Origin of the sequence: Catenulispora acidiphila DSM 44928 (assembly GCF_000024025.1) — a bacterium.
GTDB lineage: Bacteria > Actinomycetota > Actinomycetes > Streptomycetales > Catenulisporaceae > Catenulispora > Catenulispora acidiphila.
The window spans coordinates 3,676,742-3,702,702 of record NC_013131.1 but is presented as its reverse complement, the minus strand read 5'-3'; the positions used below and the strand labels follow the sequence as shown (position 1 = coordinate 3,702,702).

Sequence of the window (25,961 nt, the reverse complement as noted above, 5' to 3'; positions counted from 1 at the left end):
GCGCGGCTCACGCCTTCCCCCACAGCGCGCCGACCTCCGGATCGGCGAGCACTGAGGCGGCCGGACCGCGCGCGACCACGCGCCCGGCGGCCATGACGCAGACGGTGTCGGCTAGCTCCGCGACCAGGTCGACGTCGTGCTCGACCAGCAGCAGCGCCATGCCCTCGGCGGCGAGCGCGCGCAGCATCGCCGCGAGCCGCGCCGCCTCCGCCGCGTCGAGTCCGGCGGCAGGCTCGTCGAGCAGGAGCACGCGGGGGGCGCTGGCGAGCGCGCGAGCCAGCTCGACCATACGCAGCGTGCCGGTGGGGAGGTCGGAGACGGGGTGGTCCCGGAGGGCGGTCAGACCCGTGAGCCGCAGCGCGCGGTCGGTAGCTGCCGCTGCGGCCGCTCTTCCCGGATCGGGCAGCCCGGCGAGGCCGCGCAAGGTTCCGCCGGGGCGTCCCTCGGCGCCGATGCGGACGTTCTCGGCGACGGTCAGCCCGGGGAAGATCGAGAGCTGCTGGAAGGTGCGGGCCAGGCCGAGCCGGGCGCGGCCGTAGTCGGGGAGGCTGGCGATGTCGCGTCCGCCGAGCAGGACGCGGCCGGCGTCGGGGCGCAGCGTGCCGGACAGGCAGTCGAACAGCGTGCTCTTGCCGGCGCCGTTGGGTCCGACGAGGGCGGTGATGCGGCCGGGCGGGACGGACAGGTCCACGCCGTCCACCGCCACGACGCCGCCGAAGCGCCGGACGACGCCGCGCGCGGTCAGGCGGGCCGCTTTCATGGTCTTGCCTGACCGGCGGCTTCGCGGCGGGCGATACGTGCTCGAACTCGCTCGCCGAGCGGGCTGAGCTGCGCTGGGGATTCCAGCAGAGTCGCGCTGGCGTCAGCGCCGACGCTGGCGCCGAGCCGCGACACCCAGCCCGCGAGCCCGCCGGGCATCCGGCCGATTGCCAGCGCCAGCGCACCGACGACGACCGTCGAGACGCCCTGCGCCGTGCCGGCGTCCAGCCCGACCAGCAGCGCGGCGGCCAGCACGGCGCCGAGCGCGCTGTCCGCTCCGGCGACGACCACCGTCGCGAACCACAGCAGGCCTTGTAAGGGGTCGTAGGTCGCGGCGTCGAACGCACGGTCGCCCAAGCCCATCAGGCCGCCGCCGAGCGCGGCGAGCCCGGCGCCGGTCAGGAAGGCGAAGACCTTCAGCCAGGGCACGTTCAGTCCGGCCGCCGACGCCCCGGCTTCGTGGTCGCGCAGGGCGGTCAGGGCTCTGCCGAGGCGTCCGCGGTGCAGGTTGCGGACGATCACCACGCCGAGGGCGAGCAGCGCCAGTTCGGCGGTGTAGAAGGCGCGGTCGTCGGCGAGGAAGCCGGGGCGGTCCAGGTGCAGGTCGGTGGTGGCGTAGGGCTGGTCGAACACGAAGCGGCTCATGGCGGTGCCGACGGCGAACGTCACCAGCGCCAGCGCCAGGCCGCGGCGGCGGATCGCGGGCCAGCCGGTGAGCAGCCCGAGCGGGATGGTGACCAGGACCGCGCACAGCAGCGCCGGGATCGCGGGCATCGCCGTGACGCCGGGGACCTTGCCGGACATGAACAGCGCGGTGCCCAGGGCTCCCATCCCGGCGTACCCGGCCTGCCCGAGCGAGATCTGCCCGCCGTAGCCGGTCACCACCACGACCGAGAGCAGCACCAGCGCCAACGCCGGGACCTGCAGCGCGTTGCGCAGATCGCCGCCGCGGAAGCCGAGCGGCATGAGGAGCAGGACCGTGCACGCGATCGCCGCGACGACGGCACGCTCCGGCGCTCCCCGTCCAACAGCGGCGGCGCGCGCCGGGGGTGCCTGCGCCCCGGAGCCGAGCCGGCCCTGCAGCAGAACCACGACCAGCAGCGCGATCACGAACAGGTTCGACTGCACCGCCTGCACCAGCGGCAGAATCTGCCCGCCGGGCCGCAGCCGTGTCAGCTCGCTGCCGGCGATCCCCAACCCCAGCCCGACCGCGACCGCCACCCCGACGCTGCGCAGCCGCCCGGCGACCGCCACCGCGATGGTCTCCATGACCAGCAGCGACAAGCCATACGGGTCGAGCAGCAGATTCGGCGCCAGCAGCACCCCGACCAACCCGGCGACGAACGAACCGAACGCCCACCCGACCGCCGAGACCCGCCCGGCGTTCACCCCCGACAACTCGGCCAGCCGCCGATCATCCACGACCGTCCGCAGCCGCAGCCCGAAGGGCGTGTAGCGGGTGACGAGCGCGACCAGCACGCTGAGCACGAGAACGACGCCGAGCTGCACCGCGGTGTCCAGGCGCATGGCATGGCCGCCGGGCAGGGTGAAGGGCGTGCTCGGAACGAGGGAGGGCGCATCGGCATAGGGACCAATGCCCCAGATGAGGACGACCGCGCCGGTCAGCAGGATGAAGACCCCGATGGTCGCGACCATGGTCTCGGCGGGCCCGGCACCCCGCCGCTGCAACGGACGGAAAACCCCGAGCTCAAGCACGACGCCCATCAGCGGCGCGATGACCAGCAGGCACAGCACAGCGGCCAACCCGACCGGCCAATGCCAGACCACAACCAGCTCGCGCAACAGATAGGCGATGACCATGGCCTGCGCCCCCTGCGCAAGGTTGAGCACCCCGGTCGCCCGATAGGTGACGACAAGCCCGATGCCGCTCAACGCAGCCGCACTACCGACGGCGAGCCCCGCGATAGCGAGGTCGATGGTGAGGCTGAGGGACGCCGGCTCAGCGAGGAGGGGCATCAGGAGGCTGCCGGGGTGGTGGGGTGTTGGTCGGGGTCGGTGCCAGCGGGAGGAGCGCCGCCGCCGCTGCTGGTCGGGTCGGAAGCGGCGGGATCAGCAGCAGGCTGGTCGGGGGTGGTGCCGCGGGGGTCGATGCCGGGCTCGGTCGGTCCAGAAGCGGCGGGATCAGCAGGCTGAGTGGGGGCGCTGCCAGTGGGTCCCGGACCCGCAGGCGGCAGCGTCGGCGGCTCGCACACCGGGCAGGGCGTGAGCGAGCGTTCGAACACTGTCGCCTCGTCGATGACCTCTGCGGTGGGCTTGCCTGCGATCAGTGGGCAGTCGCGTCGGTGATAGAGCGTGCCGCCGGGGACTGCGAGTAGCTCGTGCGAGTTCTCCGGCGGCGGGGGCGGTGCTGCGGGGGTGTCGGCGTCTGCGACCAGGAGTGTGTACAGCGTCTCGATGCGGGCGTTGGTGGGCTCGGGGCGGGAGGCGATGAGGGCTGCGCCGGCGACGATCAGGGCGGCGCCGGGGATGGTCGCGGAGGCGAGGTAGGGGAGCTGCTGTTCGATGGTGTTCTCGCCGGAGATGCCGTACCAGCCCAGGACGCACAGGACTGCGCCGGCTGCGACCGCGAGCCAGCCGGACCATTCGCGGACCGCGCGGGTGAGCGCGGGGGTCGGCGGGGGGTGTGGCAACCGGGCCATGGCGGGTTTCTACCGCTTATGTTGCGGTTTATACATAAGAGGACATGCTGAGGGTGGACGGGAGTCCTTCGATTGCAGGAGAGGCGGAGAGAAAGCCATGGCGATGCAGCGCAGCGGGCCCTCATTCGGACGTACGCTCGCCGCCGGTGTCGCGGTCGCGGCGTTGATGGCGGTCTCGGCGTGCGGCGGGGGCAGCAGCAAGCCGTCCTCGGCGACTTCGAACACGACTACGGCGACTACGGCGACGACCGCGCCCTCCACGACCGCTTCGCCATCGACGTCCCCGTCGAGTTCGGAGTCGAGCTCCCCCGCGACGTCGGGCGCCTCCGCCCCGGCCGACCCGGCAGCCGCCGAGGCCCAGATCAAGCAGAACTGGCAGTTGTTCTTCGACCCGAAGACCGCCGTCGCCGACAAGGAGAAGTACCTGCAGAACGGCGCCGTCCTCGCGCCGCTGCTCCAAGCCTTCGCCGCCGACCCGCGCGTCGGCCAGGTGTCCTCGACCGTCTCCAGCGTCTCCTTCACCTCCCCGACCACCGCGACCGTGACCTACTCCCTGTCGCTGCAGGGCACGGTCGTGGAGCCGAACGCCACCGGCAAGGCGGTCCTGCAGGACGGGACGTGGAAGGTCGCCGACACCACCTTGTGCGGACTGGTCGCGCTCACCGGCAACACCAAGCTCCCCGGATGCAGCTGAGCAGGCGCCGCCGGCGCGTCGTCCCGCTCCTGATCGCGCCCCTGGCGCTGGCGGCGCTCGCGGCGGCGGCCACCGCCTGCGGCACTCGCCTGCCCGCCAGCGCCTTCGCCCCCCGCCCCGGGCCGACGGCGCCCGGCAGCACGCAGCCGCCGGCGACAGCGCCGGCGAACCAGAACCCCGCCAGCGACGTCGGCGTCACCCCGACCCAGATCCGCGTCGGCATCCTCGCCTCGCTGACCAGCCCCGTCGGCTCCGCCGCCTTCAGCGGTCCCAGCTACGGCGCGCAGGCCTTCTTCCGCGCGCTCAACGCCGCCGGCGGCGTCCACGGCCGGACCGTCGCGGTCTCCGTGTGCGACGACGGCGGCAGCGGTATCGGCAACCAGGACTGCGTCCACCAGCTCATCGACCACGACCAGGTCTTCGCCCTGACCGCGACCGCGGCGCTGGACTACGCAGGGGCGGACTACGTCAGCAAGAAGGCCGTCCCCGACATCGGCGGCCAGCCCATCACCACCGTCTACGACCAGTACCCGCACCTGTACGCGATCGGCGGCAGCAGCTCGCCGCGCGACGGCCGCACCGTCGGCTGGAACGGCACCCTGTATCAGAGCACGGAGATCTTCCGCTTCTTCAAGCAGCGCCTGGGCTCGGCGCGCGCCGCGGTCGTCGCCTACAACCAGGCCGACTCCACGCGCTACGCCTCCCAGCTCGCCGCCGGTCTGCGCGCCGAGGGGTACCACGTCCTGTCCCAGACCGTCGACCTGGCGCTGCCGGGCTTCCAGGCGGTCGCGGCGGCGATGAAGGCCGACGGCAGCCAGCTGTTGTTCGACGCCATGGACACCCGGGGCAACGCAGCACTCTGCAACGCCATGGACGCCGCCGGTGTCAGGGTCCTGGCAAAGGTCACCAACGTCGAGAACTGGGGCGAGTCGGTCCGCGAGGACTACCGCTCCTCCCCCGCCTGCCGCAACGTGCTGTGGGCGACCTCCTCCAGCCGGAACTACGAGGACGTCCAGTACCCGGCGGTCGCGCAGTTCCGCGCGGCGATGGCGCGGTACTTCCCGGACCAGGCGTCCCAGCTGTCCGCCTGGGACCTGGAGGGCTGGGCCGCGGCGCAGTGGCTCACCGACGCCATCGACTCCTGCGGCGCGAACGTGACCCGCGCCTGCGTCGAGGGTTTCATGAACCGCCCGCAGCCCTACGACGCGCACAACCTGATCCTGCCGGCGTCCTTCATCCCGACTCCCCCGCCGACCGGGACCACCCGCGCCTGCCTGAACGCGGCGCGCTGGCAGGACTCGGCGCAGGGCGGCAGGGGCGGGTGGGTGACGCAGGTCGCTGACATGGACACCACCTGCTTCGACGTGCCGCAGCTGCCGTACACGCCGTGACGGCGGCTACTTCTTGTAGTAAGCCTCGATCGGCACCCGCGCCGCGTCGAACAGCGCCGGACCGTCCTGCGGCACCACCGGCCACTCCGAGCCCGGGTTCAGCTCGACGAGCTGGTCGGTGGCCAGCGCGTAGACGACCCGCCCGAGCCCGGAGCGCACGATCCCGCCGGTGCACATCCCGCACGGCTGGCAGCTCGTGTACATCGTGGTCGTCGCGGCGGCCTCCGGGCTCAGCTCGCGGGCGGCCCAGCGCGCGAGCTTGAGCTCCGGATGCGCGGCGATGTCGCCGTCGCGGCGCACCGTGTTGTGCTCCTCGATCAGGATGGTGCCGTCCGCGTCGGCCAGCAGCGAGCCGTACGGGGCGTCCCCGAGGGTGACGGCGTGGGCGGCGATGTCGATCGCGCGGCGCAACAGGGTCTCATCGGCAGGGGTGAGCATGGGCGGCCTCCTATGGTCGACGCGCCGGCGGCGGCCCGCGCGGTGGTGAGCGGTGGTGAGCGGTGGTGAGCGATGGTGATCCGTTGGAAGGACATTGTGCCCGATCGCGTGCCGGCGGTTGCCTTGCCCTGCTTCAGGTATTCGGCGAAGCGCCCTCCGGCGGCGCCGTCGTCGAGTTCGAAACATCCTGGGTGCCGAAAGGGTGCTGCGCTGCCGCTATCATCGTTCTCACTCGCGCCCGACCGGGAGGAACGGATGTCGTCACCACCGGATTTCGAGGTGCTGGTCGTCGGCGCCGGACCCGTCGGCTGCTGGGTGGCCGCCGAGTTGTGCGCGGCCGGAGTCCAGGTCTTGGTCGTGGAGGCGCGGGAGAATCGCGCCGCCTGGTCACGCGGCTTCGTGGTGCATCCTCGGACGCTGGAGATCTTCGATTCGCGCGGGGCGGCGGCGCCGATGCTGGCGGCGAGCCGGCGGCTGCCGACGTGGCACTTCGCGATGGGCTCCTCGCGCCTGGACTTCGCGGTGCTGCCGACCTCCTTTCCGTTCATCCTGCTTCAGCCGCAGGCCCAGACCGAGGAGATCCTGGAGGAGCACCTCAACCGCTGCGGCGGCGCGGTGCTGCGCGGGCGGCGCGTCCTGGACGTGCGGCAGGAGCCGGACCGTGTGGTGGCGCGGATCCTGCACGACGGCGCCGAGCAGGAGGTCAGCGCACGGTTCGTCGTGGGCTGCGACGGCGCGCACAGTACGGTCCGCACGACGGCCGGCATCGGCTTCAGCGGCACCCCGGACACCATGGTCAGCCCGGCGGCCCTGGCCGAACTGGCCGACCCGCCGCCGCCTGAGCAGTACATGCAGGGCACCGAGCAGGGACTCCTGTTCCTGATCCCGCTGCCGGACGGCCGCTTCGTCATCTCGACGATCGACCACGCGGTGATGACCGAGCTGAAGAAGCCGTGGACGGCGCAGATGGTGCGCGACTCGCTGCTGCGGATCTCCGGGACGGATTACGGGCTCGGCGAGGTCGAGCGCGTCTCGACGCTCGGCAACGCCGCACTCCAGGCGGACCGCTACCGCGACGGCCGAGTACTGCTGGCCGGGGACGCCGCGCACGTGCACTTCCCGATGGGCGGCCAGGGCATGAACCTGGGCATCCAGGACGCGCACAACCTGGCGTGGCGGCTGATCGCGGCCGTGCGCGCCGAGCGGGACGGGGACGGGCACGGCGCCGAGGCGGCGGACGCCCTTCTCGACGGCTACGAAGCCGAACGGCGTCCGGCCGGGGAACGCGTGCTGGAGGACGTGCACGCGCAGATGGGCCTGGTCTCGGCAACCGGCGCCGACGGCGCGGCGCTGCGGGCCCGGTTCGAGGCGCTGCTGGCCGAGCATCCGGCGGTCAACCTGCAATACGCGCGGCGGTTGTCGGGGATCGCGGTTCGGTATCCGACGACGACAGCGCCGGCCACGACCGCCGACGGCGCCGACGGTGTCGTCGTCGAGGACGTGCGCCTCGGCGCCCGAGTCCCGGACCTGCTGCTGGAGCGGGACGGCGCGCCTCCGGTCCAGCTCTACGAGTTGCTGCGGGAGATCGGGCCGGGACGCTTCGTGCGGCTGACGATCGGCGACCACCGTTCGGGGAATGAAGAAGAGGGCACCGCGGCTCTCACCGCGACCGGCGTGCGCGGACCGGATTGGGCCGTCCGTGACGGGTGGGACCACCGGGGATCGGTGCTGATCAGGCCGGACGGCCATGTCGCCGAGGCCCGGACCTGGTGATTCCCGTGCCCAGGCGGCGCAGGGCGGCTCGGATATCATGGAGATCACACTCCGGGGGAACCGCCAAGCGGATGACGAACACCGCTCACACCGTGAACTACCTGGACGCAGGGAGCAGGCGCATCGATGACGAGTGCGGCAGAACGCGGGGCCGGAACGGACGCCCCGGGGCGGTCGCGGCCCGACGGCTTCCCCGTCCAACCGGGCGTGCCTCGTCCCGAGGTCGGGACCGTGCCTGATCGCGCGCCGGATCCTGCGCCGGACCGCGTGCCGGGTATCGAAGCCGAGGCCGTGCCTGCTCCTGCTCCCGTGGCCGATCACGGCACCGGGGAGCGAATAGCCGCCTCGAACGCCGAGGGCGGCCCGCTGTTCGGTCCGGAAGGCCCGATCCGGCCGATCGACGAGACCGAGCTGGACCGCATCTGCCTGCACAACCTGCTGTCGGCGTGCGCCGACATGATCTTCTTCAAGGACCGCGAGTCCCGTTTCCTGCGCGTCAGCGACAGCGCCGCCGAGTTCAGCGGGACCGATCCGGCGTCGATGATCGGCAAGACGGTCCGCGACTACTTCACCCCCGAGCACGCCGCCGCGGCCTTCGCCACGGAGCGGGCGATCATGAGCACCGGCCGTGCGCTCACCGACTTCGAGGAGCCCCACCTGCGGCCGGGCACCCCGGAGGAGGAGACGCTCAGCGCCAGCAAGCAGCCGCTGCGCGACTTCGACGGCCGGATCATCGGCACCTTCGGGATCAGCCGCGACATCACCGCGCGCAAGATCTCCGAGCGCGAGCTGAAGGCCCGCACCGCCGAGCTGGACCGGGTCGGACGCGAGCTCAAGACGCTGCTGGACACCAGCCCGGACCTGATGGCCCGGTTCGACCGGGACCTGCGCTGCACCTACGCCAACCCGGCGGCCCGGGAGATCACCGGCGTGGAGATGCTCGGCCGGACCAGCCGCCAGCGCGGCTACTCCGAGGACTTCCTGGGGGTGTGGGAGGAGTCGCTGCGGCAGGTGCTGGAGACCGGACGGGACACCGACCGGGAGTTCAGCGTCACCGTCGGCGGGCAGTACCGGTTCCTGCACACCCGCTTCGTGCCGGAGCTCGACGCCGACGGCGAGGTCACCAGCGTGCTGTCGGTCAGCCGCGACCTGACCGACCGGCGCCGGATCGAGGAGGCGCTGGCCGAGCAGGCGGTGCGCGACCCGCTGACCGGGCTGGCGAACCGCACGCTGCTGGTCAGCCGGATCAGCGAGGCGATCGAGTACAGCGGCGGCGCGGACGACCGGCTCGCCGTGCTCTTCCTGGACCTGGACCGCTTCAAGCTGGTCAACGACAGCCTCGGGCACGCCGCCGGCGACGAGTTGCTGGCCGCGGTCGCCGACCGGCTGCGCAAGGCGGTGCGCCGCGGCGACCTGGTGGCGCGGTTCGGCGGGGACGAGTTCGTGGTGCTGTGCGAGAACGTCGCCGGGCACGCCGAGGCCGCCTCGATCGCGCAGCGCGTCATCGACTGCCTGATCCGGCCCTTCGACTGCGCCGGCAAGCCGATGCACGTGCGCACCAGCATCGGCATCGCGCTGGCGCACGGCCCGGACACCACCGTGGACGAGCTGCTGCGCGACGCGGACGCCGCGATGTACCAGGCCAAGTCCGACGGCGCGGTCGCCGGCGGCTACCGGTTCTTCGAGCCGGCCACGCACGAGCGGGCCGTGCACCGCATGAACCTGGAGCAGGACCTGCGCCAGGCGGTCGAGCGCGGCGAGTTCACGCTCGTCTACCAGCCGATCGTGGCGCTCGACGACGGCCGGGTGACCGGCGCCGAGGCGCTGATCCGCTGGCGGCATCCCGAGCGCGGGCTGCTGACGCCGGCGGCGTTCCTGGAGGTCGCCGAGGAGACGCAGCTGATCGTGCCGATCGGGCGCTGGGTGCTGGACGAGGCGTGCCGGCAGCTGGCGGCGTGGAACGCGATGCTGCCGCCGGGCTCTGAGGGTGAGGCCGAGGGCGGCGCGGAGGTTGGGGCGGGGGTCGCGGCGGGAGTCGGCGCGGGGGTCGCGGCGGGCGCCGGTTCCCGGCTGCCGCTGCTGGCGGTGAACCTGTCCAGCCGTCAGCTGTCGCACGATGGCGACCTGGTCACGCAGGTGGCGAAGGCGATCGCGCGGCACGGCGTCCCAGCGGGGCGGATCTGCTTGGAGGTCACCGAGACGGCGGTCCACGAGGCGTCGCTGACCGCGCGTTCGGCGCTCGCGGCGTTCTCCGCCGCCGGTATGAAGATCGCGCTGGACGACTACGGCACCGGCTACTCCTCGCTGGGACACCTGCGCGACAACCCGGTCGATACGCTGAAGATCGACCGCGTCTTCATCAGCGGCCTGACCCGCAACCGCGGCGACGACGCGATCGTGGTCGCGGTGATCACGCTGGCGCACGCACTGGGGATGCGAGTCGTGGCCGAGGGCGTGGAGACGCCGGAGCAGCGCGAGCGGCTGCGGGAGCTGGGGTGCGACTTCGCGCAGGGGCATCTGTTCGCGATGCCGCTGTGCGCCGAGGAGTTCGGGGAGCTGCTGCGGAGCGGGGCTACGGCGGTCGGGGCGCTTTCTTGTAGCTGCGGGGTGTAGGGGCGGGGGCGGGTGCGGGGTATAGGTGCGGGGGCAGGTCGTGCGGCGAGTGGATCATTTGCGAGGATGGTCGGGCGGGTACGGCAGATCCGCCGCGTCCGCGGTCCAGCGATGGAGGCTCGATGTCCGACCCTGTGCCCACTGATTCCGACGGCATGGCGTTCTGGACCGAACGTCACATCTGCAGCCTGGCGTCCGTGCGCCCCGACGGCACGCCGCACCTGGTCCCGGTCGGCGCCGTGTACGACCCGTCGACCGGGTTGGCGCGCATCATCACCAGCGGCACCAGCACCAAGGCGCGCCGGATCCTGCGGGCCGGCACGCTGCCGGTCGCGGTGACGCAGACCGACCGCGGCCGCTGGACCACGCTGGAGGGCGTGGCGCGGGTGAATCAGGACCCGGAGGCGGTCGCCGACGCCGAGCGACGGTACGCCGCGCGGTACGGGGAGCCGCGGCCGAACCCGCTGCGGGTGGTCATCGAGATCGAGGTGCGGCGGGTGCTGGGGACGGTGAAGGTGCCGCTGCCGGGGGCGGCGCAGTAGCGGGCATCGCGGCGAAGCGCGCCTCGGTGTCGGTCAGCATCTGCCGGCGCCGCTCGGGCGTCCGGTCGGCGACCTTGTCGTAGTTGACCCACGTCAGATTCTTCACGCCGATCTTGCCGAACGTCCCCTTGAACAGGATCTTCGTCAGCGGATCGCGGAACCACCACCGGTAGGCCTTGTCCGGCGTCGTCATGATCGACAGCACCGTGACACCCCCGAGCCGCGGCATCAGATTGCTGAACGGATTGCCCCTCGCCCCGGCCATCTCCTCGAAGACCACTCCCTTGGTGAGAACGCGGTCCAGGAACCCCTTGGTCGCCGCCGGCATCGCCTCCCACCACACCGGGAACGCGAACACCAGATGGTCGGCCGCCATCAGGCGGCGCTGATAGTCCGCTACCTGCGGGTCGACGACACCCGCCTGACGCCACGCGACCAGATCGGCGGCACTCATCACCGGCGAGAAGCCGTCCGCGGCGAGGTCGATGAGGTCGACGTCGTGCCCCGCCGCTTCGGCACCCCGGATGGCCGCCGCGGCGACAGCGGCGGTGAAGCTACGCCGGTGCGGCACGTTCTCGGACGAGGCAAGGGTGTAGGGATGGTCGAGGACTATCAGGACTCGCATGGCTGCTCCCGTGATGGCGCGATCAACAACTGTTTCCCTTGCAACAGTTGCACTCCAAACTGTCGCCTGTCAAACAGTCCGCTACCCTGAACCCCATGGACGACGCCCCACCCCCCTTCCCCGACGACCTGGCCACCCTCTGGTACCTGATCCGCCGCGTAGCCACCCTCCTGGACCGCACCGGCGAAGCCCTCTTCCAGCGCGAAATCGGCACCTCCCTGGCCCAATACCTGGTCCTCTCCGTCGTCGACGCCCACCCCGGCCCCCTGAACCAACAAGCCATCGCCGACCGCCTAGGCCTGACCAAGGGCACCGTCAGCCGCCAAATCGACACCGCGGTAGCCGCCGGCCTGATGACCGTCCGCACCGCCGAACACAACCGCCGCGAAAACCTCATCACCCTCACCCCAACCGGCACCCACCTGGTCCGCCAAGGCGACGCAGCCTTCGAACGCGAGAAGGCGGAGTCCCTGCCGAAGCTCCCGCCGCAAGAAATGCGCACCGCCATCCGCGTCCTCACAGCAATGAACAGCGCACTCGACCCGACAGCGACCTCGCCGGTCCGGGAGTGACCGGCTACTGAAGCGCGAGGCTGGCGGGATTGCCGGCTGACATACGGCAAGCGACGAGTTCGGGTACCGGCGACAGAGCGCATGACCGCTCGCGGCGATTGTCGGCGGGCTGCTCGGAGAAAGCGCCAACTGCGTGCGGCGGCGGCGGTCGGTCGGCTGGCTGCTCGGAAAGCGCGCCGGCTGATTCGCGGCAGTGAGGCAAGTTCGGCTACCTGCGAACCAGTGCATGGCCGCTCGCGGCGGTGGTCGGCTGGCTGCTCGGAAGGCGCGCCGGCTGGTCCCCGGCCATGAGGCGAGTCAGCTGCGCGGGGAAGTGGCCGGTTGGCGGCTGGGGCGCCTGTTTCGTTCTGCTAGCAGCCATCTGCGTTGGCTCGAATCGCTGACTGCTCGGCGGCACTTTTCGGTGGTCTTCGTTCTCTGTCTCGTAGGGCCCGTTATCTACCGCCCCCGACCCGAAACGGGCACCAAATGCCGCGCAGTGAGGTGGATGGTGGGTAGCGTCGAGGGGTCGGTTATGGGTGGTGGCGATGGTTCGGTCACCGAATAGCTTTGGCACCGAGGTAGTCTGGCGGGATGTACCGTGGCGGGTTGGCCGGCGCGGGTGGTTGCTAGCAGGGGTGGTTGCTGCGATGACGTTGGCTTATGTGCCGAGCCCGTCGCAGGGTGTGTGGCATCTGGGTCCGGTTCCGGTGCGGGCGTACGCGATGTGCATTCTGCTGGGGATCGTGGTCGCGGTGGTGTGGACCGGGCGGCGGTGGGAGGCGCGGGGTGGGCGGCGGGAGGATGTCGTCGATGTCGCTATCTGGGCGGTGCCGTTCGGGTTGGTCGGTGGGCGGCTCTATCACGTCATCACTGATCCGGAGTTGTACTTCAAGGCTGGTGAGGATCCGGTCAAGGCGTTCTATATCTGGGACGGCGGGCTCGGTATCTGGGGTGCGGTCGCGCTGGGGGCGGTGGGGGCGTGGATCGGGTGTCGGCGTAAGGGGATCGACCTCGCTGACTTCGCTGATGCGTTGGCGCCGGCGTTGGCGCTGGCGCAGGCGATCGGGCGTTGGGGCAACTACTTCAATCAGGAGTTGTACGGCCGTCCCTCCGGGCTGCCGTGGGCAATTCGCATCGATCCCTCGCACCGGCCGCCGAACACTCCGAATGCGGTCTTCTACCAGCCGACCTTCCTGTACGAGTCGATCTGGGACGTCGCGGTAGCGCTCGCGCTGGTGTGGATCGACCGCAAGTGGCATCCGAACCGCGGGCGGCTGTTCGCGATCTACGTCGCCGCCTATACCGCCGGCCGCGCGGTGGTCGAGGCACTGCGCGATGACCACGCCAACCGGTTCCTCGGCCTGCGGCTCAACGACTGGGTCTCGCTGATCGTCTTCCTCGGTGCTTTGGCGTATCTTTGGATCCGCCGCGATCGCAGGACACTGACAGGGACAGGGAATTCGATGCAAACGGCGGAGGCGGAAACTGCGGAAGCTGAGACTGCTGAAGCTGAGACTGCTGAAGGCGATTCAGCTCCCGAAGGCGAAACATGACCGCGGCCCTCCGCCGCGTCTTCGCCCGCGGCAAGCAAGGCCGCCCGCGCCTGTGGACCGAGCTGGCGCTCATCGTCGTCGGCTACGTCCTGTACTCCCTGACCCGCGACGCCGTCCCCGGCCAGCAGGCGACCGCGATGCGGCGCGCCGAGTCGGTCCTGCGGAGCGAGCACCGGCTGCACATCGACATCGAGCTGAGCGTCAACCACGCGCTCGACAAGATCACGCCGCTGATCGTCGGGATGAACTACTACTACGCGACGCTGCACTTCGTCATCACCATCGGCGTCCTGGTCTGGCTCTACGTACGCCATCCGCAGATCTACCGCCCGGCGCGCACGGTTTTGTTCCTGGCGACGCTGTCGAGCCTGATCGGCTTCTACTTCTTCGCCCTCGCCCCGCCGCGCTTCCTCACCGACCACGGCTTCATCAGCACCGTGGTCACGCACCACACCTGGGGTTCGTGGGGCTCCTCGAACGTGGACTCCATCTCCAACCAGTACGCCGCCATGCCCAGCGACCACATCGCCTGGTCCGGCTGGTGCGGCATCATGCTCTACCGCTACGCCGGCCGCCGCTGGCTCCGGGTCGCGGGCCTGCTCTACCCGCTGTTCACCTTCACGGTCATCATCGCCACCGCCAACCACTTCGTGCTCGACGCCGTCGGCGGCGCGATCGCGCTGAGCGCCGCCTTCGCGATCCAGCTCCTGCTCTCCCGCCTGGGGAGCCGGGGTCGGGGCGCCGAGAGCACGTCCCTACCGACGCCGCGCGCCCAACACGACGGTGGCGGGCATCAGGGGACAGTCGGCGAACAACGCGGCGTCAGTGATGCGGAATCCGCAATCGAGCAGCGGGACGGCTAATCGCGCCGAGATCCGCACCCCGCGCCGCCGGATGTGCCGCCTCCCCGGCGGGTCCCACGACGCGACCCCCTCCAGGTGCGCCAGCACCAGCAGCCCGCGCGAGGCGGTGATCCGGTGCAGCTCCCCCAGCGCCGCCGTCGGCTCCGGCCAGTGGTGCGAGTTGGCCGTGCACGTCACCACGTCGAACGCCCCGTCGGCGAACGGCAGCGCGGCGGAGTCGGCACGCACGTAGGCGTCGCGCTCCGCCGCCCCGGTCATCGCCACCGCCTGCGCCAGCATCCCTGCCGAGATGTCCACACCGACCAGCCGCGCCTCAGGGAACGCGTCCGCCGCCGTACGTAACAGCCGACCGGTGCCGCAGCCGACGTCCAGCACCCGACGCGGCGCAGGCGAAGCCCCGGCAGCCGAGGCCATTGCCAGAACCCTGTCATGCACGCGCGCATAGTAGACATCCTGCAATGCGCTCGCCTCGTAGACCGGCGCCCACGCGTCGAACCGCGCGACGTTTCCACCGGTCAGATCCACGGTTACACGCTGCACGCACCGTGAGAAGGTTGCAAGTGGTTTGTGTGATTCCCGTGAGAGACCACGCGATCACGCAACCATCTCAAGCCACTCAGACCCGCCGCTCAGACCACCATCACCGGCGCGTCCTCCAGCACCACCGAAGCCCGCCGGCCAGGCACCAGCTCCCCCGCCGAAGCGCTCGGCACGTCGGACAGCACCTCGGTCCCGTCCGGCAGGACCGCCGTGATCCGCGTGATCGGACCCCGGAACCCCGCCAGGCGTACCGTCGCCGCCCCGTCCTCGGACGGCTCGAACCGCACCGCCTCGGGGCGGATCAGGACCGCGACCTCCCCTCCTGATCGCTGTCCTGATCGCTGTCCTGATCGCTGTCCGGCCTCCCGCACCACCAGGCGGCGGCCCGCCACCTCGACGGTCTGACCGTCGGCGGCCAGGGTCCCCGGCAGCCGGTTCATCGTGCCGATGAACTCCGCGACGAACGCGGTCGCCGGGTCGGCGTAGACGTCCGCCGGCGCCGCACACTGCTCCAGGCGTCCGGCGCGCATCACCGCGACCTGGTCGGCGACGCTGAGCGCCTCCTCCTGGTCGTGCGTGACGAACACGGTCGTGATGCCCAGGCGGGTCTGCAGCGAGCGGATCTCCTCGCGCAGCTGCACCCGGACCACCGCGTCCAGCGCGGACAGCGGCTCGTCCAGCAGCAGCACCCGCGGCTCGATCGCCAGCGCCCGGGCCAAAGCCACGCGCTGCTGCTGGCCGCCGGACATCTGGTGCGTGTACTTCTCGGCGTGCGCCGCCAGACCCACCAGCTCCAGCAGCTCCCCGGCCCGCGTGCGGCGCTTGGCCGCGCCCCAGCCGCGCATGCGCAGCCCGAAGGCGACGTTGTCGAGGGCGTCCAGGTTCGGGAACAGGCTGTAGGACTGGAACACCATGCCCATGTCCCGCTTGTTCGCCGGGACGCGGGCGATGTCCTGCCCGCCGACCCGGACCTCGCCGCCGTCGCCGTGTTCGAGCCCTGCGATGATGCGCAGCGCCGTGGTCTTGCCGCAGCCCGAGGGACCCAGCAGACACATCAGGGTCCCCGGATCGACCGTCAGGTCCAGGCCGTCGAGGGCTGCGACGCCGCCGAAGGAGCGGCTGAGCTTGACCAGTTCGACCGACGGCGCGGACGCGGCGGACGCGGAAGAGGGGGCGGTCAGGGTGGCGGTCACTGGGCACTCCCCAGGTTGTCGGTCTTATCGGGCTTGTCAGACTTCGGGTCGGACTTCGCGGACTTCCTCGCCCTGCGGCCGCGGCCCAGATGCGACACCAGCATCAGCAGCAGCCAGGACAGGAACAGGATCAGCATCGAGGCGGTGGTCGCCACCTCGCCGTCCTGCTGCCCGGCCTGGTCGGTCCAGATCGGGAAGGTGTTGAGCAGCAACAGGTTCGCGATGGTGAACTCGCCCAGGGCGAGCGCCGCGCCGAGGATGCCGGCCGAGGCGATGGAGGTGCGGATGTTGGGCACCACGACCCGCCACAGCGTCGTCGGCCAGCTCGCGCCGAGGCTGCGCGCGGCTTCCACCAGGGTGGTCAGCGGGATCGCCGACAGGCCGGCGTCCAGCGAGCGGTAGGTGAACGGCAGCGCGAGGATCACGTACTCCAGGATCAGGATCCAGGAGGAGCCGGTGATCGCCTGCGGCCAGGACTTGAACGCGCCGAGGATGCCGTTGGCGATGACCACGGCCGGGATCGCCATCGGCAGCAGGCAGACGCCCTCGACGAAGCGGCGCATGTGCGGCAGGCGCAGGTGCAGCCACGCCATCGTCGGGACCATCAGGACCAGCAGCAGCGCGACCGTGCCGGCGGCGATCTTCAGCGAGGTCATCAGGTTGGTGGTGAAGCCGTCCTGGTGGACCAGCCCGGTCCACACTGACAGCGTGTGGCCCATGTTGCGGCGGCTGCCGCCGAGGGTGAAGTCGACCGCGGCGTACAGCGGGACGAAGAAGTAGGCGGCGAACAGCAGCAGGAGCAGCGTGCGGCCGACCTTCGGCCGGCGGCGGCGCGCCGTGCGAGCTGGCCGGGCCGTCGCAGGGCTCTGAATGCCCGCCGGATCGGAAAGGAGAGCAGTCACCGCAGCCACCTCGCAGTCCGGCGCTGGAGCAGCGTGTAGGCGACGACGACCAGGCCGACGACCACGATCATCCACAGACCCAGCGCGTTGCCGATGTTCTCCTTTCCGGCGATCACGTTGCCGGACATCACCGAGCCGATCTGGATCGGCACGAGCGGGACGCTGCCGGTGCTCAGCGCGTACGCGGTCGCGTAGGCGGCGAAAGCGTTGGCGAACAACAGGAGCAGCGCGCCGAGGAACGGCGGCGCGAGCAGCGGACCGCCGACGCGGAGCCAGTACTGGCGGCGCGAGGCGCCGAGGTTGCGCGCGGCCTCCTCCCACTGCGGTCGCAGACCGTCCAGCGCCGGGAAGATCACCAGCAGCATCAACGGGATCTGGAAGTAGAGGTAGACGAGCACCAGCCCGGCCATGTTCCACAACACGAATCCGTGCTGGGTCAGGTTGTAGCCGGCGCTGTTCAGCCACTTGGTGACCAGACCCTGCGGACCGAGCGTGGCCAGGAAGACGAAGGCCAGCGGCAGCCCGCCGAAGTAGGCCAGCACGCCGGAGGCGGTGGTGACGGCGCGGTGCACGAAGCCGTCACGGCGCGCGCCGGAGACCGCGATCGCCAGCGCCAGGCCCAGGACCGCGCCGAGGACGGCGCTGAGCACCGACAGCTCGATGCTGACCTCGAAGGCGTGCCGGTAGGGGTCCTTCAGCGTGGTGGTGACGTTCGACAGCGTGGCGTTGCCCGCGTCGTCCTTGAACGCGGCGGTGATCACCGTGTAGGCGGGGGCGCCGAGGAACACCGCGACGTACGCGGCGAACGGCGCCAGGCCCAGCAGGTCGGCGCGGCGGCTGCGGCGGGCGCGGCGCGGGCTTCCCGCACGGCCGCGCAGAGCGCGCGGGAAGCGCGCGCCGCGCAAGCCGCGCGGGCCCGCGGATCGGAGCGGGGACGCCGCAGCGGCCGGCGTGGATTCCCCCACGCCGGCCGGGACGTCCGCCGGGGCGGATGCGGTCATCGTCAGCCAGTCGCCTTCGCCCAGCCGGCCACCACGAGCTTGGACGCGGCGGTCATCTGGTCCTGGGTGGCGAACTGCGGGGTACCGGTGACGGCGGGCAGCGCGGCCAGCGCGGTGGCGTCGGCGGTGCCGTCCTTCTGCAGCGCCGGGAGCTCGGCCGGGCGGGCCATGCCCTTGAGCCACAGGTTCTGGCCGTCGGCGGAGTACAGGAACTCCTCCCACAGGCGCGCGGCGGCCGGGTGCGGCGCGGTGGCGCTGATGGCCTGGCTGTAGAAGCCGCCGAACAGACCGTCGGAGGGCACGACGACCTTCCAGGTGACGCCCTTGGCCTTCAGGTCGGAGGCGGCGGAGGCCTGCAGGTAGTCCCAGTCGATGGTGATCGGCGTGGTGCCGGACTGGATGGTGGCCTGGGTCGCGGCGACCGGGACGAAGACGCCGTCGGACTTCAGCTTGGCGAAGTAGTCGATGCCGGGCTGGGCGTTGTCCAGGCTGCCGCCGCTGGCCAGCGAGGCGGCCAGGACGCCGGACAGCGCCGCGTTGGCCTTCGTCGGGTCGCCGTTGAGGGCGACCTGCGACTTGTACTGCGGGTCGTCCAGGGACTTCAGGGTGGTCGGCGGGTTCTTCACCTTGTCGGCGTCATAGCCGATGGCGATGTAGCCTCCGTAGTCGTTGTACCAAAGACCCTGGGAGTCCTTCTGCGCGTCGGCGATCTGCGACCAGGTGGCGACCTGGTAGGGCGCGAACTGGCCGGCGGCGGCACCGGAGGTGGCGGCGGCCTGGCCGACGTCCACGACGTCCGGGGCGCTGCTCTTGCCGGCCAGCTGCTTGATCGCGTTCAGCTCGTCCTGGCTGGAGCCGTCCGGGTTGGCGTCGGTGATCTTGATGCCGTACTTGGCGGTGAAGGCGTCCATGATGGCGCCGTAGTTGGCCCAGGTCTTCGGCAGCGCTATGACGTTCAGCGTGCCTTCCTTCTTCGCGGCGGCGACGAGAGCGTCCATGCCGCCCAGATCGGCGGCGGTGGTGGCCTTGGCGGCGCTCTTCCCGGCGCCCCCGGCCGCCGCGCTGCTGCCGCTGGCAGAGCTCTTGCTCGACGAGCAGGCGGTCGCGCTCAGGGCGAGGACGACCGCGGTGGCGGCGATGCCCGTCAGACGTCGATTCACAGTTTCCTCCCGGACGGGGCGGCCTCAAGGCGGCCGCGATCACCCGCGGCAAGGACTATCCGGATACCAGGTGGACGGAAACGCTGTGTCAGATGAACACATCGAAGTTGTATGGCCAACACCTAGTTGTCTGGCCAACTATTAAGATCGCGAACATCCAACCCACGGAAGCGGGGGACTCCTGGTGACCCAGGAACCGAGATACCGGCGGATCGCCGAAGAGCTGCGGCACGCCATCACCGAGCACGCGTACGGCCCGGGCGGCAAGCTGCCCAGCGAGGGGGCGCTGGCCGGACAGTACGAGGTCTCGCGCGGCACGATCCGCCAAGCCCTGATGCTGCTGCGCCAGGACGGCCTGGTCACCTCCCGGCGCGGCACCCGCCGGGTGGTCCTGGACGACGCCCCGGTGCAGGACTTCGCCCAGATGCAGAGCTTCGCCCGCTGGGCCCGCTCCATCGGCGAGACGCCCGAGGGCCGCGTGGTCGGTCAGGGCTGGCACCCCGCCGACCCCAACGAGCAGCGCCACTTGCGCATCGACGCCGACGCGCGGGTGCTGCACGTAATGCGTCTCAGACTCCTGTCAGGGCGCCCGGCGATGCTGGAGCGGACGGTGTATCCGGAGCTGGCGGGCACGATCGTGGAGAATCTGGCCTCGGACACAGTGTCGGTCACCGAGTTCCTGGAGAGCGCCGGGATCTTCGTGGCGGACGCCGAGCACACCATCGACCTGGTGCTGGCCGCACCGGAGGACGCCGAGCTGCTGGGCTGCGCGCCGGGGGACCCCCTGCTGCGCGAGCGGCGGCGGTCCACGGACCCTGCGGGGGTGCCGCTGGAGTGGTCCGAGGACCGGTACGTGCCCGGCAGCGTGGCGTTCGTCGTGCACAACTCGCTGGCTTCGACACCGATGACGCGGCAGCACATGGTTCCGGGGAACTCAGGATCCTGAGGGTGCTCCGAACCAGGTGGTGAGCGCTTCGGTGAGGCCGGGGGTGTCGGGCCCGCCGGCCCAGGCGACGTAGCCGTCGGGGCGGATCAGGACGGCTTGCACGGCGGGGACCGCTCCGAGGACGGGGAGGTCCCAGGTGTCGGCGGCCGGTGTCTGCGCCTCGACCAGACGGACGCGGTCGGACCAGGCGGTCAGGTCGAAGGCGCCGGGTTGCGCGAAGCTGAGGAAAACCGGGCGGGCTTCGTGAAGCAGGGTATAGACACGCTCCTCGCCGCCCGGAGTAATCAGGTCGAGGTCGGGCATGCGGCGGCCGAGGAGCGGGTGCGGTTCGTCGCCCGCTTTGGCTGCCGCGAGCGCGATATCCGGGTACTGAATATCGAGCCCTGACATCATCCCGGCGATCCGTCTGCGCGGCTCGTCCATCGCCAGCAGCTCGGTCACGATGTCGCGCAACGCCTCGGTGCGCGGACCGGTGCCGGTGAGCGCGACCTGCGCGAGGGTGTTGTGCAGCACGCGGGCGGCGACCGGGTGGCGCTCGGCGTGGTAGGTGTCGAGCAGGGTCTGCGGCGCGGTGCCGTGGACCACCTGCGCCAGCTTCCAGCCGAGGTTCACCGCGTCCTGCACGCCGACGCCGAGTCCCTGGCCGCCCATCGGGGAATGGATGTGTGCTGAGTCGCCGGCCAGCAGGACGCGGCGGTCGCGGTAGGAATCGGCTTGGCGCGCCATGTCGCTGAAGCGGGAGATCCAGGCGGCGCCGTGCAGTCCGTAGTCGGTGCCGAACGCCGCGGTCAAAGCCTCGCTCAGGTCGCGCAATGTCGGGCGCTCGGTGCGGCCGGGGTGCGGCTCGCTGACCATGACGCCGGTCAGGCCCTTCTCGTTCGGCGCGGCGAAGGAGTGCAGCCCGCCGTCGATGCGGTGCAGGCCGTACTCCGGTTCGGTGGTGAACTCGACCTCGCCGATCAGGCTGCTGATAGATGTGTCCCAGCCTGGGAAGCCGATGCCGGCGCCCTTGCGAATCAGGCTGCTGCCGCCGTCGCAGCCGACCAGGTACTGCGCGCGGAGCGTGCGGCCGTCGGACAGGCCGACTTCGACGCCGGACTCGTCCTGGGTGAAGCCCGCGACCTCGGCGCCGTACTGGATCCGCACGCCGAGTTCGGCGACCCAGTCGGCCAGGACGCGCTCGATGTGCCGCTGTGCCAGGCCGACGCCGTAGGCATGGCGGGTCGGGAAGTCGCCGACGTCCAGGCGGATCCAGGCGAAGCCGCCGAACTGCCCGATCTTGGCCTGCTCCAGGAAGCGCTCGGCGATGCCGCGCTGGTCGAACACCTCGACGGTGCGGGCGAAGAAACCGAGGGCGCGCTGGCCCATCAGCTCCTGGTCGGGGCGCCGCTCCAGCAGAGCCACTTCGACATTCGCCAAGGCGAGCTCGGCGGCGAGCATCAGACCGGTCGGACCGGCGCCGACGATGACGACGGCGGGCTCGGCAGGCAGGTGCTCGGCAGGCACGCGCTCAGCAGGCACGCGCTCGGTCCGCACGTGCTCGGCAGGCGTGCGCTCGGTCGGCGCGGGCTCGGCAGGCATGCGCTCGGCAGGCGCGCGCTCGATCGGCGCGTGCTCGGCAATCATGCGCTCGGCAGTCATGCGCTCGTCCGTCGGCGTCAGCCCTCGATCGTCGAACCCTGTCATCCCCATGGCGTCTCCCGTCGGTGCAGCTCACAGCTTCAGCCGACGATTGTGCGCCCTCCCCCGCCCCTTGCCGCAAGATCGGGGGTCGGGTATATCTTTAAAGTGGGGGCAGCTGCGCGACGACCTCGCACGGCGCCAACTCCTTCACTTCGCGCCGTGTCATCAGGACCCGGACACCGTCGTCCCCGACGCCGTCGACCCGCTCCATCGGGATCGCCACCCTCTTGTGCGCGCGCAGCAGTCCTTGGTCGATCAGGATGTGCGTGACCGCGTCGCCCTCCGGCGCCACCACCACACCGCGCACGCGGCCGATCAGCCCGTCGCTGGCGTGCACGTGGTCCCCGGGATAGATGCGCGCCTCGCCCGCCGGGACGTGGTTGTCGTAGGCGATGCGGGGCAGCAGCACCGGCTCCGGCGCCGCCAGTCCCAGGCCCGGTTCGCTCGGTCCGAGGTCGAAGAACGGCCAGGCGGAGCTCTCCTCCTCCGGGACGTGCCGGGGCGGGCGGGCCGGGTCCATCGGCGTGATGTGCACGTCGACCGCCGGCTCCATGGCGTTGAAGTCGTCGAGCGTGCAGTGCAGCCGTACCGCCTCACCCTCGCAGTGCGCGGTGGCGATCGGCACCAGGCGCGAGTCGATGCCGTGGTCGGGGGTCACAATCAGGTGCTCCAGGCGGCCGGTGGCGGGGTCCACGACCGCCGAGGCCAAGTAGCCGCACGGGCATTCCGAACAGTAGACGCGGCTCCCGATCACATACTTCCGTCCGATCACACGGTTCACGGTGGCGGTCATCTGGACCTGCCTCCTCTCCTTCGCCGGTCGTCCCCTCTTCCAGTCTGCGGTATATCGGGGAAGTGGCGCATAAGGAGCAAAGGTGAAAGATCAACCAGTCCGGACGCCGCGCCGCACCTTCAGGTCGACGCGCGCCGTGACCCCGTCCTGGGCCCAGGCCACCGCGTCGACCAGGGCGGTCATCATGGTCCAGCCCAGACCGTCGGTGTCGGGGGTGTCGAAGGCGCCGGTGGGGGCGGCCAGGGTGACCCGCAGCACGTCGCCCGGGGCGTCATTGAGTGCCGCGCCGACGTCGGCGCGGCACTCAATGACGCCGGTGCTCTGCTGCCCGGTGACCAGCAGCGCGCACGCCTCGTTGACCGCCAGCCGCAGATCGGAGATCTCGCGGGTGGTGAATCCGGCGCACGCGGCGAGTTGGGCCACCGCGGAGCGGATGATGACCACGTAATCCTTGCGGGCCGGCACGGTCAGGACCGCGGACGGGCCGCGCTGCGTCCTGATCCGGCTGTGCCTCGGCGCCGCCTCGACGCTCTGCGTCATGGTTCCTCCTTCGACCGTCCCCCACGGCCCCAGGTTTCCCGTGTGTTCCCGTTCCACTACTGGCGGCCCGACCTCCTCCGGTTGACCGATCCGGAGCAGATCAAACATACGTACCGCGCTATTCGAAGCGGACGGCCAGCACGCACACGTCGTCGTCGGTGTCCGAGCGCGCGCTGTCGAGGATCCGGTCGGCGTAATGGTCCAGGTCGGCGTCGGGATACCTGGTCTGGTGGAGCAGATGCGCGATGGTTTCGTCGTCGCCGACCCGGCGGCGCTCCACTAGGCCGTCGGTGTACAGCAGCAGCACGTCGCCGCTGGCCACGTCGGCTTCGCAGTCCTCGTATTCGGCGTACGGATCGGCGCCGAGCATCGGTCCCACCGCGTCGTACAGCGGCGTGGCCACGCCGGCCCGGATCCGCAGCGGCGCCGGATGCCCGGCGTTCCCCCAGGTCAGGCGGCGGGTCGCGGGATCCCACAGCAGCGCGCAGGCGCTGGCGATGGTGAACTGCGGCATGGTCTCGACCAGCTCGTTGAGCAGCGTGAGCAGCCGGCCCGGGCGGGTCTCGGCCAGCGCCATGCCGCGCAGTCCGTGGTGCAGGTCGGCCATCGCCGAGGCGGCGGGCAGGCCGTGCCCGGCGACGTCGCCGATCGCCAGCAGCATCTTGTCGTCGCGCAGCGGGAAGACCGAGTACCAGTCCCCGCCGACGCCGGCCGAGGCGCTGGCCGGGCGGTAGCGCGCGGCGATCTGCACCCCGCTGCGCGGCGGCTGGTTGCGGGCCGCGCTGGGCACGACGGCCTGCTGGAGCGCCGAGGCCAGCTGGCGTTCGGCGTCGGCGCGGGAGCGTTGGGCGGCGAGCTGGACGCGGGCGACTTCCAGGCCGGTCTCGGCGCGGCGCCACTCGGTCACGTCCTGGACCACGCCGACCACCGCGCCGGACACAGCGCCGGACTCGGCGGCGTCCTCCTCCCCGCCGACCGGCTCGGCCGCCACCCGCACGCGGGTCGGCTCGCCGTCGTAGTGCAGGATCCGGAACTCGGCCTCGGCGGGACGGCGTTCGACCGTCAGGGTCTTGACGAAGCGGCGCTCGGCTTCGGTGTCGTCCGGGTGCACGGTGTAGGGCGGGCGGTCGATCCCGGCGGAGTCGCCCAAGCCCGGCGCGTCCACGATCCCCAGCGCCTCGGCGGACCAGGCCACGCGGTCGCTGTCGACGTCCCAGCGCCAGGTCCCGAAGCGGGCGAGGCGCTCCAGCGTGCCGTCGGCGGCGATCGGGTCCAAGGAGGCGCGATGGCAGACCACGATCACCGTCCCGGCGCCGACGCGCACCGCGGTGAGCGAGTCCACGCCGAGCGGACCGGTCTGGACCCGGAGCCGGTACGGCGCGCCGGTGTGCAGCACAGCGATCAGGCGCTCGGGCAGATCCTCGGCGAGCAGCCAGGGCGCGGCCTCGGCGAGGGTGCCGTCGGTGGCGACCGGGCTCACCAGCTCCGCAGCGTGCTGATTGCGGGCGATCACGCGGAAGCGGCGGACGTCGTCGGGAGCCGCGGGGTCCTCGCTCACCACGAGCGCCGGCTGTTCCATGAGATCCAGCAGGTCCTGCCACGGTGAGTCGTCGGCGGCAGAAGAACCGGCGGAGCTCGCCGCCGATGCTGCCGATGCCGCGGATGCCGCGGATGCCACTGATGCCGCGGACCCTTCAGGTCCCAGCGTCCGCAGCAACGACGGACCCACCGAGAGCACCACCGCCTCGGCCTGCCGCCGAGCCTGCTGATCAAGCTCGGCGTTCGGCGGCCACGCCAGCTCCACCGCACCGATCAGCGCGCGCCCGAACCGCACCGGCACCGCGACCCGGGTCTGGGCCCGGTCGGCGCCGGCCGGCTCGCCCAAGGGCGGCGGCGCGTCGCCGGTCCCGGCGTCGGTCCAGACCGGTCGCCCGGCTCGCAGCGCGCGGTTGATCAAGCAGTCCACGGCCGGGGGGATCCGCCGCCAGCGCCGGATCCCCCGCGCCGGAAAGCCGTGCGAGCCGACGACCGCCACGGTCCCGTCATCATCCAGCAGCCCGATGGCCGCGCCGGTGGGATGGGAGAAGCCCAGCGCCTCGGCGACCAGGACGCGGGCCAGGTCGTCGCCGTCGGTGGCCCGGTCCAGGCCCGCGACCTCCGGCCGCAGCCGCAGCGTGTCGGAGCGCTCCGCGGGCTCCGCGGACCGGCCCGAGGCCTCGGCCACCACGTCGGCGGCGACATCGGCCAGCGGCCGCCGGCTGCGCTCGGCGATCGCCGCCAGCTGCGCGACCGCCTCGGCCGAACCGCACGCCGAGCGCGCCATGACCACGCCGACCGCCTGGTCGACGAGCGCGTCGCGGCGGTGCTCGCGCTGGTCGTGCAGCAGCTGCCGACGCTCGTCGGCGAAGGCGCGCGCCGCCGCACGCAGCGCGGTGCGCTCGGCGTCGTCGTGCGGCGCGGCGCCCTCGGCGGCGTCGCGCGACGCGGCGCCCTCGGCATCGTCGCGCGACGCGGTGAGCTCGGCACCGTCGCGCGACCCGGCGGCCTCGGCATCGGCACGCGGTCCAGCGCGCTCGGCATCGTCACGCGGCGCGATGTCGTCCTCATTCATGCGGTCAGCCCCAGCAGCGTGCGCGGATCGGCGGCCCGCGGCGGCGGACCGCAGCGGTCTCCCAGGTCTGCCCACGCCGACGCCAAGCCATGCACCGCGCCCGCGGCGAGCCGTCTCACCTGTTCGC

Annotated in this window: 23 protein-coding genes; 9 read left to right on the top strand and 14 right to left on the bottom strand. The window is 71.6% G+C overall.

Features of this window, described 5'->3' with window-relative positions:
* Positions 1–7: 7 nt before the first annotated feature.
* From CACI_RS52415 to CACI_RS16655, 3 genes are read right to left on the bottom strand one after another with little or no spacing between them, the layout of a single operon-like run.
* Positions 8–760 (bottom strand): ABC transporter ATP-binding protein, encoded by a 753-nt coding sequence (locus CACI_RS52415; protein WP_012787551.1) that lies wholly within the window; start codon positions 758–760, stop codon positions 8–10.
* Positions 757–2,736 (bottom strand): branched-chain amino acid ABC transporter permease, encoded by a 1,980-nt coding sequence (locus CACI_RS16660; protein ID WP_012787550.1) that lies wholly within the window; start codon positions 2,734–2,736, stop codon positions 757–759. Before CACI_RS16660 ends, CACI_RS52415 begins: the two co-directional genes overlap by 4 nt.
* Positions 2,736–3,419 (bottom strand): hypothetical protein, encoded by a 684-nt coding sequence (locus CACI_RS16655; protein ID WP_012787549.1) that lies wholly within the window; start codon positions 3,417–3,419, stop codon positions 2,736–2,738. The genes CACI_RS16660 and CACI_RS16655 overlap by 1 nt, the downstream gene beginning before the upstream one ends.
* A 97-nt stretch (positions 3,420–3,516) precedes the next feature.
* Here CACI_RS16655 and CACI_RS16650 point away from each other — a divergent pair, with 97 nt between their 5' ends.
* Both CACI_RS16650 and CACI_RS16645 read left to right on the top strand, forming a co-directional pair.
* A complete protein-coding gene (locus tag CACI_RS16650; protein WP_012787548.1) occupies positions 3,517–4,113 on the top strand; it encodes a hypothetical protein in 597 nt (198 codons plus the stop codon).
* Positions 4,104–5,504 carry an ABC transporter substrate-binding protein gene (locus CACI_RS16645; RefSeq protein WP_012787547.1) on the top strand — a complete coding sequence of 467 codons (1,401 nt, stop codon included), beginning with the start codon at positions 4,104–4,106 and terminating at the stop codon, positions 5,502–5,504. Before CACI_RS16650 ends, CACI_RS16645 begins: the two co-directional genes overlap by 10 nt.
* Positions 5,505–5,510: 6 nt before the next feature.
* Here the strand turns inward: CACI_RS16645 and CACI_RS16640 are convergent, their stop codons facing one another.
* The gene (locus tag CACI_RS16640) at positions 5,511–5,942 is read right to left on the bottom strand and encodes a nucleoside deaminase (protein ID WP_012787546.1); all 432 of its coding nucleotides are present in this window, start codon (positions 5,940–5,942) and stop codon (positions 5,511–5,513) included.
* 255 nt (positions 5,943–6,197) lie between these two features.
* Between CACI_RS16640 and CACI_RS16635 the strand changes: the two genes are divergently transcribed.
* The 3 genes from CACI_RS16635 to CACI_RS16625 all read left to right on the top strand — a co-directional run bounded on the left by CACI_RS16635 (position 6,198) and on the right by CACI_RS16625 (position 10,870).
* Positions 6,198–7,715, top strand: coding sequence for an FAD-dependent monooxygenase (locus CACI_RS16635; protein ID WP_012787545.1), 1,518 nt, complete (start codon positions 6,198–6,200; stop codon positions 7,713–7,715).
* 231 nt (positions 7,716–7,946) lie between these two features.
* Positions 7,947–10,328, top strand: coding sequence for a sensor domain-containing protein (locus CACI_RS16630; protein WP_223297549.1), 2,382 nt, complete (start codon positions 7,947–7,949; stop codon positions 10,326–10,328).
* Between the two features lie 122 nt (positions 10,329–10,450).
* Positions 10,451–10,870, top strand: a complete 420-nt coding sequence (locus tag CACI_RS16625) for a pyridoxamine 5'-phosphate oxidase family protein (protein ID WP_012787543.1) — start codon at positions 10,451–10,453, stop codon at positions 10,868–10,870.
* Here the strand turns inward: CACI_RS16625 and CACI_RS16620 are convergent.
* Positions 10,803–11,495, bottom strand: a complete 693-nt coding sequence (locus CACI_RS16620; RefSeq protein WP_012787542.1) for an NAD(P)H-dependent oxidoreductase — start codon at positions 11,493–11,495, stop codon at positions 10,803–10,805. The two genes, CACI_RS16625 and CACI_RS16620, sit on opposite strands and share 68 nt — an antisense overlap.
* 95 nt (positions 11,496–11,590) lie before the next feature.
* Between CACI_RS16620 and CACI_RS45640 the strand changes: the two genes are divergently transcribed.
* The 3 genes from CACI_RS45640 to CACI_RS16605 all read left to right on the top strand — a co-directional run bounded on the left by CACI_RS45640 (position 11,591) and on the right by CACI_RS16605 (position 14,465).
* Entirely contained in the window at positions 11,591–12,067 is a 477-nt protein-coding gene (locus CACI_RS45640) for a MarR family winged helix-turn-helix transcriptional regulator (protein ID WP_012787541.1), read from the top strand.
* A gap of 629 nt (positions 12,068–12,696) precedes the next feature.
* Complete coding sequence (gene lgt / locus CACI_RS16610; protein ID WP_012787540.1) at positions 12,697–13,602, top strand: prolipoprotein diacylglyceryl transferase; 906 nt, start codon at positions 12,697–12,699, stop codon at positions 13,600–13,602.
* Positions 13,599–14,465: a phosphatase PAP2 family protein gene (locus tag CACI_RS16605; RefSeq protein WP_012787539.1), complete on the top strand. Its 867-nt coding sequence runs from the start codon at positions 13,599–13,601 to the stop codon at positions 14,463–14,465. Before lgt ends, CACI_RS16605 begins: the two co-directional genes overlap by 4 nt.
* On the opposite strand, the gene CACI_RS16600 is transcribed toward CACI_RS16605, so the two are convergent.
* The 5 genes from CACI_RS16600 to CACI_RS16580 form a co-directional block, all read right to left on the bottom strand.
* Entirely contained in the window at positions 14,358–14,990 is a 633-nt protein-coding gene (locus CACI_RS16600; RefSeq protein WP_012787538.1) for a class I SAM-dependent methyltransferase, read from the bottom strand. The genes CACI_RS16605 and CACI_RS16600 overlap by 108 nt on opposite strands.
* A 104-nt stretch (positions 14,991–15,094) precedes the next feature.
* Entirely contained in the window at positions 15,095–16,198 is a 1,104-nt protein-coding gene (locus CACI_RS16595; RefSeq protein ID WP_012787537.1) for an ABC transporter ATP-binding protein, read from the bottom strand.
* On the bottom strand, positions 16,195–17,100 hold the full coding sequence (locus CACI_RS16590; RefSeq protein ID WP_012787536.1) for an ABC transporter permease: 906 nt from the start codon (positions 17,098–17,100) through the stop codon (positions 16,195–16,197). The genes CACI_RS16595 and CACI_RS16590 overlap by 4 nt, the downstream gene beginning before the upstream one ends.
* Complete coding sequence (locus CACI_RS16585; protein WP_012787535.1) at positions 17,097–18,101, bottom strand: ABC transporter permease; 1,005 nt, start codon at positions 18,099–18,101, stop codon at positions 17,097–17,099. Before CACI_RS16585 ends, CACI_RS16590 begins: the two co-directional genes overlap by 4 nt.
* A 2-nt stretch (positions 18,102–18,103) precedes the next feature.
* Complete coding sequence (locus tag CACI_RS16580) at positions 18,104–19,261, bottom strand: ABC transporter substrate-binding protein (RefSeq protein WP_012787534.1); 1,158 nt, start codon at positions 19,259–19,261, stop codon at positions 18,104–18,106.
* Between the two features lie 184 nt (positions 19,262–19,445).
* Here CACI_RS16580 and CACI_RS16575 point away from each other — a divergent pair, with 184 nt between their 5' ends.
* Positions 19,446–20,207, top strand: a complete 762-nt coding sequence (locus CACI_RS16575) for a GntR family transcriptional regulator (protein WP_012787533.1) — start codon at positions 19,446–19,448, stop codon at positions 20,205–20,207.
* Here CACI_RS16575 and CACI_RS16570 read toward each other — a convergent pair.
* The 4 genes from CACI_RS16570 to CACI_RS16555 form a co-directional block, all read right to left on the bottom strand.
* Positions 20,196–21,899 carry an FAD-dependent monooxygenase gene (locus tag CACI_RS16570; protein WP_012787532.1) on the bottom strand — a complete coding sequence of 568 codons (1,704 nt, stop codon included), beginning with the start codon at positions 21,897–21,899 and terminating at the stop codon, positions 20,196–20,198. The genes CACI_RS16575 and CACI_RS16570 overlap by 12 nt on opposite strands.
* A 91-nt stretch (positions 21,900–21,990) precedes the next feature.
* Positions 21,991–22,683: a hypothetical protein gene (locus tag CACI_RS16565; protein WP_012787531.1), complete on the bottom strand. Its 693-nt coding sequence runs from the start codon at positions 22,681–22,683 to the stop codon at positions 21,991–21,993.
* 90 nt (positions 22,684–22,773) lie between these two features.
* On the bottom strand, positions 22,774–23,223 hold the full coding sequence (locus CACI_RS16560; RefSeq protein ID WP_012787530.1) for an ATP-binding protein: 450 nt from the start codon (positions 23,221–23,223) through the stop codon (positions 22,774–22,776).
* A 118-nt stretch (positions 23,224–23,341) separates the two neighbouring features.
* Positions 23,342–25,834 (bottom strand): SpoIIE family protein phosphatase, encoded by a 2,493-nt coding sequence (locus CACI_RS16555; RefSeq protein ID WP_012787529.1) that lies wholly within the window; start codon positions 25,832–25,834, stop codon positions 23,342–23,344.
* Between the last annotated feature and the right edge of the window lie 127 nt (positions 25,835–25,961).